Here is a 12349-nt window from a genome sequence, read left to right on the forward strand (position 1 = left end):
TCATGGCGACTGGATGGTAGGAGCCGTGTAATGGGAGACTGTTAAGCACGGTTCTGTGAGAGCCCGGGGGTGCGATTCCCCCGGGCCACTCGACCCTCGGCGTACTTTGCCGCGATGCAGAACAACCGCAACGGTTCGCTCTGATGGCGAAGTACGCCTGCCCCGATGTCACCCAGATCGCCGGCACCGGGCAGGCATCGCACAGGTTCTCCATCACCCGCATGGCACGCCTGCTGGACGTATCGGCATCTGGCTTCCATCAGTGGCGAAACCGCAGGGCTGCAAAAGAACTCACCTCGCGACAACAGCGACGTGCGGACCTGACGGTGAAGGTCCTCGACGTGCACGCCGACTCGCACGGCACCTACGGGTCACCACGGATCACCGCGGAGCTGCGCGAGCGCGGCGAGACGGTCACCGCCAAGACCATCGCCAAGATCATGGCCGAGATCGGGATCGAGGGCATCAGCCCGCGCACCTTCAAAGTCCGCACCACGATGGTCGATCCGGCCGCGTCGTTCCCGCCGGATCTGGTGGTCCGGACCTTCGATCAGGGCCGTCTCGATGCCGTCTGGTTGACCGATATCACCTATCTGAGCTGCGGAGAAGGTGACATGTTCTTGTGCGCGATCCGCGACGGGCATTCCCGCCGCGTGCTCGCCCACATCACCGCCGACCATATCGGCGCTGACATGGTCACCGCCGCCATCGACGCAGCGGTGGCCGCACGTGGTTACCGCCCCGAGGGTACGGTGCTACATTCGGACCGCGGTGGCGAGTTCACCGCCAGGCTTACCGCGAAAGCCTGTGCCCGACACGGGCTTCGGCGGTCGATGGGTGAGACCGGGATCTGCTGGGACAACAGTCCTGCCGAATCGTTCTGGTCGAGTTTTAAGCACGAGCACTATTACCGGCACGTCTACCCAACGAAGGCCGAACTCGTTGCCTCAGTTGACAATTGGATAGACTGGTACAACAGCACTCGACGCCACTCCGCGATCGGAATGCTCAGCCCTCTGCGCTATGAGCAATCCCTGACAGCCACAACGGAAGCTGCCTAACCAACTGTCCACCGTTCGGGGTGAACCTCAGGGCGGCCTGCGATGTGCGTGAGTGGTTGGCAAGTCGGCGCTTTGAACCGCAGTGAGAGCCGCGTAGCGGGTCGGATAGCACCAGTGACAGTCGGAGCCGGTGGGAGCCGGACGGGAGGATCACCAAGCCGCTATGAAACGCACGCAGAGGGCCATCAAAGGCGGCGATGACGCGCGTCGAGGCTGGCGAGATGGTTCAGGTAGCCGTACGGCACCGGCCGCCAGGACCCCGCCGGTCGTTGCCGGTGCACTGGTATACCGTCAGCGGTTGTTTTGGCTGCATGGGGACCGGAAAGTGGTGCAGGTGAGAGAGACTGCGGGCTGCCGTGTCGACTGATCCTGACGCTGACTGTGTGATCGGCTGGGATCTCGAATCTAGGCGATGTCGACGAAGGTTAGTTCGGCGTATCGTTCTGTGCCGGTAAGGAATTCGCATTCGCAGTGTGGGAACTCGTGCCAGCATTGCTCGCAGAAGCCGCACGCTGGGCAATGCGGGCCGGTGCTCTCGGGTCCGTACTGCCCGCAGTAGTCGCAGTAGTCGTAGAAGTGGTGTTCAGCCTTGTCGTCGGTGTCGGTGGCGGGTTCACGCCACAGGTAAGAGTGGTTGGAGTACCAGATCCCGTCGCGGCTCCAATGTCCGTGGTGTTCGTTGAACAGGTACGCGGTGTGCTTGTAGCGGGGGTCTACGGTGAGCAGGATCAATTTGTCGCCGTCGAGCCATTGCTCGAGGTCGGCGCGGCCGGCCCAGGAGTCGAGCGACCCGAACGGGTACAGCGGAAAGAAGTCCTCGGCGGCGACACGGGTGTCCGAGCGTGGATCACCTTTCGCGGGGTGCACGATCGCGGGCAGAATGCCGTTGTGCGCCAGCACTGTTCGGGCGTCACCGCCGACGGCGAAGGGGTGGCAGTTCTGTTCGCTGATGTAGCCGTGGGTGGCGAAGCGGGAGTGGAACAACGCCGGGGTGTCCGGGAAGCGGGCGCGCACGGCCGCGAACTCCTCGATCACTGCGGCGGCGTCGAGCCCTCGCCCGACGAGGATGCGGTCGTCGGCGACTACGGCGTAGCCGTGTCCGTGCGGGTTGGCCAGCGCGCCGTCTCGCAGCGCGGCGAGATTCGGAGTGATGCCGGGCTTGTAGAAGCTCAGGATGCACATTCAAGGGCCTCCATTTCCGCCAGCAAGGGCAGATAGATCGGGTGGGCTCGTACCCAAGTGACGAAGGCGGTCCATTCCCAGCCGTGTCGGCGCGCGACGTCTCCGGAGGTGAGGGTGCGGGTGTACTCCACCGAGGCGGCGATGAACGCCAACGCTGCTTGAACCTGTTGGCGGTGCAGGGAACTGGCGAAGATACGGACTTCGAAGGTCTCTTCAGGGCAGACGTTGATGGCCTGGTAGCGGCCGTAGCCGAATCGTTCACCCTTGGCGAATTTGGCGATACCGGCGCGGGTTTCGGGTGTGAAGCTGGCCCAATCGTTACTGCGGCGGCGAGCCAGGCGTACGGCGTGAGATTCGTTGCGGTAGAAGAACTTCATCCACCGGTACACGTGCGCGGGCGAGTCGAATCCCTTTCGGGAGACATGCACGTGGATGCCGACATTGTCATCTACGTACGCGCCGCGAATGCGTAACTGGTGCAGCATCTTCCACGGGAACTCTTCGATGGCCCACTCGTAGCTCATGGGGTGGGTGACCATCTCGAATCCGGCGTTGTAGCCGATGGATCCGTCCTCCTTGAGATAGCCCAGGTCGCCGAGGTAGTCCGCCGCGATCTCGGCGCAGGCTTGGAGCGAGCGGCTCGGGGTTTTGATCTCGAGTTCCAATCCCAGAAAGACCGGACCGTGGCCGTGGAAGTACGGGTCGGGTTTGTAGGAGTAGTCGTGGATGCGGCCATCGCGGCGGTCGCGGGAGCACGAGGAGCAGTAGTCGTCGCTGGTGGTCAGGTAGTCGCAGTCGTCGCATGCGCGGTACTGGTCCTCGCAGCCGCGGCACACCTCGTCGCCGTTGTCGACGCTGCGTAGATAGCGCGACAACAGACGGCAATCCGAGCAGCGCCAGTAGTGGTTGTCCTGGCAGCTGTCGCAGACGATGTCGCCGCTGACGGTCGCCTCGCCGGCAGTGGTGTAGCGCTCGCAGTATTCGCATGGCGACCAGCGCCGCGCGCAGCTCGGGCAGAGAACACCGTCATCGACGGTCTCGCGGATGTCGTCGACGCGATCTCCGCAGTCGTCGCAGACAGGACGCTCATCGCAGTCCTGGCACTCGACCGCGGGATCATCCAGGAGAGGATCGTCAAGGATCCGCGCGGAACAGGTGCGGCACAGAACGAGTGTGTCCAGTATTTCGGGCATGGGTGTAGGACCTCTCTGAGAATCGAGGGAGGGCAGAGAAATTGCGAGAACGAATCGAGGCCCCCATGGCAGAGGTGCGCGAATCGCGCACACCACCGTCGTTTCGGGGAAGGGAGCGAATCACTCGATCAGCGAAGGGGTATCGGTGATGGCTCCGCGGCGGAGGCGAAGCGGTGGGAGGAGGCAACCAACGCTCGCGGCGAAGGCAGGAGAGGTGTCAGCGAATGGTCTGCCGGCGCGGCGTTACGCCGGTGCCGGTGCGTTGTGCGCAGTCGCAGTGGGGGAAGGGATTGGCGCACAGGAAACACCAACCGCAGGTCCCGCATTAGCGGCCGCGTCGGCCGAAGTCGACCTCGCCGCAGTTTTCGCAGACGCACAGCCACGACCGTGCGCGCAGTAGTGCCGGTTCCGGTTCGGGTCGGTAGCCGGGATTGGAGTACCAAATCCCGTCATCCCAGATTCCTGCCAACTCGTTGAATACATAGGCGTTCTGGGCGAAGCTGGGATCGACGGTGAGGATTACGAGTTTGCTTGCCCCCAGCCAGGACTCCAGTCCACGACGACCCTGCGTCGAATCGAGCGGCCCGAAAGGCATGTGCGGCAGATATGTTCCGGCCGCGATCCGCGTATCCGAGCGGGGGTCGTACGGAGCGGGCCGTACTCGCCTGGGCAGAACCCCGTTGTGTGCCAGCACCGTTCGCCGATCACGGCCGAGCCGAAAAGGATGGCAGTTGTCGATGCTCACCGCACCGTGAGTGGCGTAGCGACTGTGGAACAGCGCCGGCCGATCCGGATACCGGCCACGGGCCACAGCGAACTCGTCAAGTACCTCCTCGGCGTCCATCCCGCGCCCCACCAGAAGGCCGGTCTCGGTGACGACGGCGAACCCATGACCATCTTTGTTGACGCGCGCGCCGTTCCGCAGTGCGGTCAAATCAGGCGTCGTACCGGGTGGGAAGTAGGTCAGCAAGCACATTCGAGGGCCTCCATCTCCGCGCGCAGCGGCGCGTAGTCCTCGTGCTGACTGACCCACGTCGTGAATTGCTCCCATTCCCAGCCGCCGTGTCGGACGACCTGGGCGCAGGTCAGGGCGCGGGTGTATTCGACGGTGGCCGCGACGAACGCCAGCGCCGCTTGAACCTGTTGGGGGTCAAGAGATCCGGCGAACACCCGGACCTCGAGGCTCTTGCGCGGGTGCGGGTTGATCGCCTGATAGCGGTCCATCCCGAACCGCAGCAGATCGTCCTTGGCGGTATGTTTAACCCGCGCTCGCGCGGTCGGGGAGAACGCCGCGTAACTCGATCGCCGTCGCGCCAACGCGACGGTCTGGGATTCATTGCGGTAGATCAGCTTCGCCCACCGGAAGATATGGGCTGCGGAGTCGAAGCCGTCGCGGGAGACATGAACATGAATACCGACGCTGTGATCGGAGCGGCAGCCGAGCTCTTCGAGCTGTTCGAGCAATTCCCACGGGAACTGTTCGACGGCGTACCGGTACTCCATGGGATGGGTGACCAGTTCGAAACCCGACGGCTCGATCGACGAATCATGCTTCAGATACGCCAGATCCCCGACGGATTCCCCAACGGTCGACGCACACACTTCGTACTTGTGCCGGGGGACAATGATTTCCAGCTCAAGCCCGAGGAACACCGGGCCATTACCGAAGAACCGAGGATCGGGTTTGTAGTTGTAGTTCCAGATACGGCCCCGCGATCCGCAGCTGTCACACTCGGTGCCGTCTGGCAACAAAGCGCCGCACTGATCGCACGAGTTGTAGTTCTGCGCACAGTGGTAACAGACGCGCGCGCCGCCCGAGACATAGCGGGTCTCGGTTGTGTAAAGGCTGCATGCGCCACAGTGATCGAAAAACCTGTTGATACACGAGGGGCACGCCTCGCCGGTATCGGTGCGCCATGCGTTCGGTGTGGTGTACCGGCAGCGGGCGCATTCCGACCATCCGAACGCGCAGGCGCGGCAGATCTGACCGAATTCCAGGGTCGTGGCCAGATACTGGCTGGGTTCGCGGCAGCGATCGCACCGTGCCAGAGCGCTTGTGGCCGAATGGGGGACTGGCTCGTTTCCGGTCGTTCGTGCCTGCTCGGGAGAAATTGTGGGTTGACAGACCGCGCACGAATGCGCAGGGGAAAATGCAGGGACAGGCATCGGGGGCGCCTTCCAGCAGATCGAAGAACAGCAAAGCCGCGACAGGAAATTCCTGTCGCGGCTTTGGCTGAGGAGATTATGGGCGCGAACAAATGGCAGTTCGCGGATTTTCAATGCGGTGAACGCACAAGCGGTCCGCGTGGATTGCCGAGGTGCGAATTGCGGGGTTTTGATCGCGGTCTAACTATCTTTGTGCTGATAAATTGTCCGCCCGGGCGGCATCGGGCAGACTGCACGGGCCAATGTCCGATTTATTGGCTCGCCACCTGGACTCTAGGCGCGCGTTGGTAAACCGAACTATTTGGCTACTGCGAGATCGTCAGAGGTTGGCGTATCCGCCCGCGCTCCACACAATCCGGCGATAGTTTTCCGGGGTGATGGATTGGCGTGCCGGTATTCCCGGTGTGATCGAATATGGCCAGTAGCAGTAACCGCATCGATGGCAGTAGTAACCGGCGCTCCAGATGTGTTTGCTGGCGGAGATTCCTTTGGAAATTCTAGTATTTCGGCGAGTTCTGTGAGACGCGATCCAGAACAGGACCAATGATGGAGTGGCCAACGCGCCGATGAACAGGAAGTTTGCTACGAGGAACCATGGCAATGACGATGTCAGTTCGGGATCGGAGGAGTTGATGATTGCGAAGAGAATCCCGAAGAGAGCGGGAATCGCGAGGATTAGACCGAAGAGAACTAGCTTGCCCGAACTGCGTGTGAGGGGTGCCACCGCCAGCGAGTTGGAAAGGCGGGTCGAGTAGGTGCGGTCGGTCGCGGTCGAACCGATGACCGGGATCAGTCCCACAGAACTGACGGCGACGGCCGAGTGGTAGTCCTGCCCGTAAACGGTGGTTGTGCCGGTTGCCCGGATGGCAGGAACGCGCTGCACTTGGTCGGCGTGCCCGCACGTCGGGCAGGTGATGTCGATTCCCACGGTGGTGTCCCGTCCCGGTGCGGCTGCGCCGCGACGTGGACGGTGGCCGCGCAACAGCGCCTGTGCTGGTTCCCGGTGATGCGATGGTTGGACCCATCGAACACCTCGAAACGCGGCTTGTCGAGAGGGATTCGTCGTCGAGGGATCGGAAGTCATTGTCGAGCCTCCCTACTGGGGTGGTGTGGGTGCGTCTCCGCGCAGTGCAGCGAGTTGCCGTGCCACACAGCCTCTCTCACCGGTTGACGGTCCTGTCGAGTTGGTGTTCGTCGCTACGGCACTGCCTCGGCCGGGCGAACCGGCCGAGGCAGTGGCGATGGGATCGGATCGCTGGATGCGTCCGGTCGGTTGCGGTGTCGGTCGCTCACCTCGAGTCGATGGCTCGGATGTGCATGTCCACATTCGACACCAGCGGGTGTGGCTCCGCGGTGAGGATCGATAGGGCGGCGGCGACCTCGAGAACATCGGACTTCACATACGTCGCGGTCGTGCCACCTGCCTTGCCGTTATGTCCCGCATAGGCCCGGGCCACCGCGAAACCGAAGGTGCGTTCCACCCACGTCAACGTGGTGTGCCGCAGCCAGTGCATGCTGATGCCCTGAACGGCCACCCAGGGCAGGATCTCGCCGACCCGCGTCCAGATGTAGTCGTATCGACGGGAACTGATCGGACGACCGTTGCGATAGCGCAGCAGCTGCCCGGATCGAGGAGCACCACGCTCTCGGGCATGGGCGAGCAGGTGACGCATCAAGGTCGGTGACACCGGCTGCCAGCGCTCGGTCTGGCCCTTCTCGCGCAGCAGGACCAAGCATTGGTCCTCGTCCAGATCATGGGGGCGCAGAGCCAGCGCACCGCCACGGCGGCAGGCGGTTTCGATATGCAGGCGCAGAACGAGTGAGTCGAGTTCCGGATCGTCACCGGAGGTCGCCGCGGCTGTGCAGATCTCGGCGAGCCGGTGGGGCGGGATCGCGTAGCGATGCGAGGGCTGACGAGCAGGTTTCGGCACCTGTCGGGCCGGATTGTCCGCACGCCGTATCCAGCCGCTGTCCTCGGCATAGCGATACACACAGCGGACCGCGCCGACGAAATGCTCGACCGCGCTACCTCCGCCCCGTGACGCGCGGCTCGCACGGGCGCTGGCCTGCACCTCACGCGCGCGCTGCTCGAGGTCGAGCTTGGAGATCTCATCGAGTCGGCAGTCGGGCCAGTGCTTTTCGAGCCAGGACAGGTGGGTGTCGTAGGTGCGCAACGTGCCCGGTGTCAGCGTCGTGCGGACCTTCGGGACGACCTCGGCGAACGTCGGTGCCGAGGACCCGGCCACCAGGTCGGCGGGGGCGATGCCCATCTGCGACAACAACAGCCGAGCCGCCGCCACCGTCTCCGCAGACGCACCCGCCGACGCGGTGGCGGTGCCGGGCGCACTCATCGGGACAGTCCGTCTAGAACAGGACCGAACACCTCGGCGATCGCCACCGGCGCATAGATAGCCAGACGCTTGCGGGATGGGCTGGCGAGCAACAGAACCCGGTCGCCGAGGAACAGATTCACCCGCCGCCGCCAGCGATACGGGACTCGGACGAAACCGGCACGGACCACCATCGCCGCGCCCGGCACCACGTCCGTCCCCGGCTCGGCGACCAGCACCGCGCCCTCGGTACGCAGGCCCAGGAGGTCGCCCTCGGACCAGCCCAGCGCCGCGAACAGCTGCCGGTCCACAATCCGGCCCCCATGGCCGACCGTCGAGAGCCCATAGGCCAGATCCGACGGACGAAGCGGGGGAGGCGGCGGCGCGATCATGGGGCCGTGCAACAGCTCCTGCAACGGTGCCTGCGGCGGCACCAGTAGGGGGATCATCGCGCGACTCCGTCCGGACGCGGGCACACGAGCGCGGCGCCGGCAGCGGAGGTTCGGGTCACACCTGCCAGATATCGTTGCAGGTCAGAGGGGTTCGTCATGGTCATCCTCCGCGTGTGCGAGCGCACTCGAACACGCATTCCTCGGATGTGTCACCCATGCCACGATCTTGTGCGCGAGGCGGGACTTGAACACGTGCGGAGCAGGCGGGGAGTCGACGCCCAGGCGTGATTGCTTCCCCGTCGAGCTCATATTGGTCCATTGGGCCTTCGGAATGCGCCACTCCGGCAGGCACGCTGTGAATGGGGAGTCAGGCCTGGAGTCTGGTCAGGAAGGGCAGGCAGAGTTTGCTGAGATGGTCCTGCCGGATCTGCGCGCAGAAGGTTTGGACCAGAGGCTGGTGGCCAAGTTGGCCGCGCGGGAACAAGCTGGTGCGGGCTCGCCATAGTCGGTCGGGTCGGGCGCGACTACTGAATCCGCCTGCTCGCCGGCCATGAGGTTGTTGCCGTGCAGGACGATCCGGCGCTCCTGGTAGAAAACCGGAAACTCCCGAACAGCTCTCGCTCGGCTCCTACCCGGGCCACTCGGAGGTGATGCGGCATCACGGGCCCCCAGCGTCGGCTTCTCGCCCGGCACTGCTCGCTTGGCACTCGACTTGGCTTGCTGACCGTGGGCTGCCGGTCTTGTACAGGTCGACCCATCCATTCGGTGGTTGGGGTAGACGAGCGGACTCGCCACGGAGTCTCTGTTCGGCCAGCTCAGATGCGGTTTCCATCTTGCCAAGAAGTTGCCAAGACAGCTCTGAAGAGGCCGGACTGGACGGCACAGGACGGACGGAAGGCCTTCGGCGCGCCGCCGATCCGTGACGCCTCCGCATATCGAATCCGCGGCCTGCGGCGGTGATCCGGAACTCCGGATCACCCGGCCATCGGGCTGGCACCCTCAGTCCACAACGGGGCAGAATGATGTCTCTAGCTGCGTAAACGTGTCACTTCGCCGCAGCGGTTCTCGCGCCGCGGCGGCGTGAGAACCACACCAGCCCGACCCACGACACGACGACACAGATCACCACGAGCACCCGCACCTCCTCCAGCGCGCTGCGGGGGTAGAGCACGCCGGTGATGTAGTAGTCGATGAACCCGCTCGAGGGCAGGCCCGCCTCGCCGGCCCGATGCCGCGCCCAGTTCTCCAGATTCGTCAGCGGGCACTCGATGGTGAACAGCACCGTGCTGAAACCCCAGCCGAAGGCGAGCAGGTGCAGCCAGATGGTGCGCGGCCAGCGCCAGGCGACGAAACCGCCCACCACCACATAGGCCACGAACAGGAAGTGCACGATCGCGGTCGCGTCGGCCAGCAGCCGGTAGCCCATGACCCCAGGATAGAAGTGATCAGCCCAGGTACTCCGATTCCAGGACAAGATCTTTGAGCAGCGACTGGTATTCGACGTGGGTGTCGTGCTCGATGGTCCGCCAGTTCGCGCCCTCGGCCTCGTGTAGATAGCGCCGGTACTCCGGGGCGCCCGGGATACGCACATTGTCGGCGACCGCGATGCTGCCCGGATGCAGCCAGCCGGCCGCCAGGATGGTCTGCAGATCGGGCAGGTATGCGCTCTTGTCATGGTCGATGAAGACGAAATCGAGTGCGCCGGAGCCGAATCCGTGCTCGTGCGCGAGCCGCTCGACCGTCTTCCCGCCGTCGCCGATCATTCCCACCACCACGCTCACCCGATCGGCGAGCCCGGCATGTGCCAGCAGGGTCCGGGCGATCTCGGCATTGTCGGGGTTGAGCTCCACCGACACCAGGCGCGCCCCGGGGGAGAGGGCCCGCCCGATCCGGACCGCGCTGTACCCGCAGTAACCGCCCAGCTCTAGCGCCAATTTCGGCGCGGCCCGCTGCACGGCGGCATCGAGGATCAGCCCCTTCTCGTCCCCGACGTTCACCAGCATGCTCTGTGTGCGGGCGAAGCCGTCGTAGGCGGCGAGCACGCTGTCCGGATCGCCCGCGGTGGATTGGGTGAGTACGTAATCCCGGGCGGCGGCCTCGCGGCCATCGCCCACCTGCCCGGTCCGCATGAAAGTCGGCCCGCCCAAAGCGAATCGAATCACCGACCAGCGCAGGAACGGCAGTCGTTCCCGCAGCGTGGTGGCCAAGGATTTTCCACTCATGAGATCGTCCGTTCTCGTAGTGGGGGAGTGCGTCGATTATGGTCCTGCGCTGGGACGTTGGGGTAGGGCGGGGTGCTGTACGAGAGGGGCCGGAGCACGGATCAGGAGTCTCCTTCGGCTAGGAAGACGGCCTGAACCGGTGTGACGTCGTTGAATCGCAAATTGAACATATCGATACGGAAATATGCGCATCTAAACATGAATCGCATTCTCGTTTAAAAGGTCCTGTACCAGCCCCATCACCCTCAAAAACAACCAAGAGGGGAGGGGCCGGTCAGGCCCAGGAGGGGTGAGTTACCAGTTGGAGGGTTCGTAGTCCTTGAGGAAGCACCCGTACAGGTCGTCGCCGGCTTCGCCGCGGACGATCGGGTCGTACACGCGGGCCGCGCCGTCGACCAGGTCGAGGGGTGCGTGGAAGCCTTCCTCGGCCAGGCGGATCTTGGTGTAGTGCGGCCGCTCGTCGGTGATCCAGCCGGTGTCGACGGCGGTCATCAGGATCTTGTCGCCCTCGAACATCTCGTGCGCGCTGGTGCGGGTCAGCATGTTGAGTGCGGCCTTGGCCATATTGGTGTGCGGGTGGCCGGCGCCCTTGTAGCCGCGCGCGAAAACGCCTTCCATGGCGGACACATTCACCACGTACTTGCGCCGGGCCGACGCCGCGGCCATGGACGGGCGCAGCCGGGAGATGAGGATGAACGGTGCGACCGAGTTGCACAGCTGCACTTCGAGCAGTTCGGTGGCGTCGACCTCGCCGACGGTCTGGACCCAGCTGTTGGTGTGGGCGAGGTCGGGGACGAGTCCGCCCGCGTCGATGGCGACGCCCTGCGAAATCCGTTCCGGCGTGGCCGATCCGGCGACCAGGGCCAGGTCGGTGATGTCGGCTGCGGTGAGGTCGGGTGTGAGGGAGGCGGTGAGTGCGGTGGGGTGCGCCTGCATGGTCTTGCCGAAGCTGATCACGTCGGGCAGTTCGCCCGCGGGCAGGGGCCCGTTCTCGGCTTCGACCAGGGCGCTGTAGGCGCCGGCGGTGCGGCGCACGGTCTGCGCGGCGTTGTTGATGAGGATGTCGAGTGGGCCTTGTGCGGCAATGTCATCGGCGAGTGCGACGACCTGGGCGGGGTCGCGGAGGTCGATGCCGACGATGCGGAGCCGGTGCAGCCAGTCGGCGCTGTCGGGCTGGGCGGCGAAGCGGCGGATGGCGTCGTTGGGGAAGCGGGTGGTGATGGTGGTGTGGGCGCCGTCGCGAAGCAGGCGCAGGGCGATGTACATGCCGATCTTGGCGCGGCCGCCGGTGAGGAGGGCGCGTTTGCCGGTGAGGTCGGTGCGGGCGTCACGTTTGGTGTGGCTCTTGGTGGCGCAGTCGGGGCAGAGCTGGTGGTAGAAGGCGTCCACGCGGGTATAGCGCTGTTTGCATATGTAGCAGGGGCGCGGTCGCAGCAGGGTTCCGGCGCTGGCTCCGGTGGTGGTGGAGCTGATCGGGATCCCGGCGGTTTCGTCGTCGATGCGGTTGGGTGAGCCGGTGGCGGTGGCGGCCACGACTTCGCGGTCGGCTTCGGAGATGGCGTCGCGGGTGGCGATGCGCTTGTTGCGCTTGAAAGTCTTGAACATGTGCGCGACGGCCCGCTGCACGGTGACGGAGTCCGGATGTTCCTTGTCGAGCTGTCCGGCCTGTTCGAGGACGCGCAGGCAGATGGCCAGGTCGCCGGGGTCGATGGCCGGTGCGTCGGACTGTGGTGCCGGGGTGTTCTGCTCGGCCATCGGAAGCTGTGGTGATCCTTCGTGCGCGGGGTGGTGGACGAGCCATTG

Annotated in this window: 11 protein-coding genes; 1 reads left to right on the forward strand and 10 read right to left on the reverse strand. The window is 64.7% G+C overall.

What is annotated here, in order from left to right; translation table 11 throughout:
* Nucleotides 1–143: 143 nt before the first annotated feature.
* A complete protein-coding gene (locus ACFXIV_RS45890; RefSeq protein WP_379403977.1) occupies nucleotides 144–1061 on the forward strand; it encodes an IS3 family transposase in 918 nt (305 codons plus the stop codon).
* A gap of 405 nt (nucleotides 1062–1466) precedes the next feature.
* Here ACFXIV_RS45890 and ACFXIV_RS45895 read toward each other — a convergent pair whose 3' ends face one another.
* From ACFXIV_RS45895 to ACFXIV_RS45940, 10 genes are all read right to left on the reverse strand, one after another.
* The gene (locus tag ACFXIV_RS45895; RefSeq protein ID WP_379403976.1) at nucleotides 1467–2243 is read right to left on the reverse strand and encodes a hypothetical protein; all 777 of its coding nucleotides are present in this window, start codon (nucleotides 2241–2243) and stop codon (nucleotides 1467–1469) included.
* Nucleotides 2231–3436 carry an amidoligase family protein gene (locus ACFXIV_RS45900; RefSeq protein WP_379403975.1) on the reverse strand — a complete coding sequence of 402 codons (1206 nt, stop codon included), beginning with the start codon at nucleotides 3434–3436 and terminating at the stop codon, nucleotides 2231–2233. Before ACFXIV_RS45900 ends, ACFXIV_RS45895 begins: the two co-directional genes overlap by 13 nt.
* Before the next feature lie 325 nt (nucleotides 3437–3761).
* Nucleotides 3762–4370 carry a class II glutamine amidotransferase gene (locus ACFXIV_RS45905; RefSeq protein ID WP_379403974.1) on the reverse strand — a complete coding sequence of 203 codons (609 nt, stop codon included), beginning with the start codon at nucleotides 4368–4370 and terminating at the stop codon, nucleotides 3762–3764.
* Between the two features lie 29 nt (nucleotides 4371–4399).
* Nucleotides 4400–5716: an amidoligase family protein gene (locus ACFXIV_RS45910; RefSeq protein WP_379403973.1), complete on the reverse strand. Its 1317-nt coding sequence runs from the start codon at nucleotides 5714–5716 to the stop codon at nucleotides 4400–4402.
* A gap of 205 nt (nucleotides 5717–5921) precedes the next feature.
* On the reverse strand, nucleotides 5922–6530 hold the full coding sequence (locus ACFXIV_RS45915; RefSeq protein ID WP_379403972.1) for a hypothetical protein: 609 nt from the start codon (nucleotides 6528–6530) through the stop codon (nucleotides 5922–5924).
* A gap of 361 nt (nucleotides 6531–6891) precedes the next feature.
* Complete coding sequence (locus tag ACFXIV_RS45920) at nucleotides 6892–7953, reverse strand: tyrosine-type recombinase/integrase (protein ID WP_379403971.1); 1062 nt, start codon at nucleotides 7951–7953, stop codon at nucleotides 6892–6894.
* Nucleotides 7950–8381 (reverse strand): hypothetical protein, encoded by a 432-nt coding sequence (locus ACFXIV_RS45925; protein WP_379403970.1) that lies wholly within the window; start codon nucleotides 8379–8381, stop codon nucleotides 7950–7952. Before ACFXIV_RS45925 ends, ACFXIV_RS45920 begins: the two co-directional genes overlap by 4 nt.
* A 988-nt stretch (nucleotides 8382–9369) precedes the next feature.
* Nucleotides 9370–9750, reverse strand: coding sequence for a DUF2784 domain-containing protein (locus ACFXIV_RS45930; protein ID WP_379403969.1), 381 nt, complete (start codon nucleotides 9748–9750; stop codon nucleotides 9370–9372).
* 19 nt (nucleotides 9751–9769) lie between these two features.
* On the reverse strand, nucleotides 9770–10546 hold the full coding sequence (locus ACFXIV_RS45935; protein ID WP_379403968.1) for an O-methyltransferase: 777 nt from the start codon (nucleotides 10544–10546) through the stop codon (nucleotides 9770–9772).
* Nucleotides 10547–10840: 294 nt separating this feature from the next.
* A complete protein-coding gene (locus tag ACFXIV_RS45940) occupies nucleotides 10841–12301 on the reverse strand; it encodes an SDR family NAD(P)-dependent oxidoreductase (RefSeq protein ID WP_379403967.1) in 1461 nt (486 codons plus the stop codon).
* Nucleotides 12302–12349 lie beyond the last annotated feature (48 nt).

The sequence above is a fragment of the Nocardia sp. NPDC059236 genome, assembly GCF_042754085.1.
In the GTDB taxonomy this organism is placed as follows: domain Bacteria; phylum Actinomycetota; class Actinomycetes; order Mycobacteriales; family Mycobacteriaceae; genus Nocardia.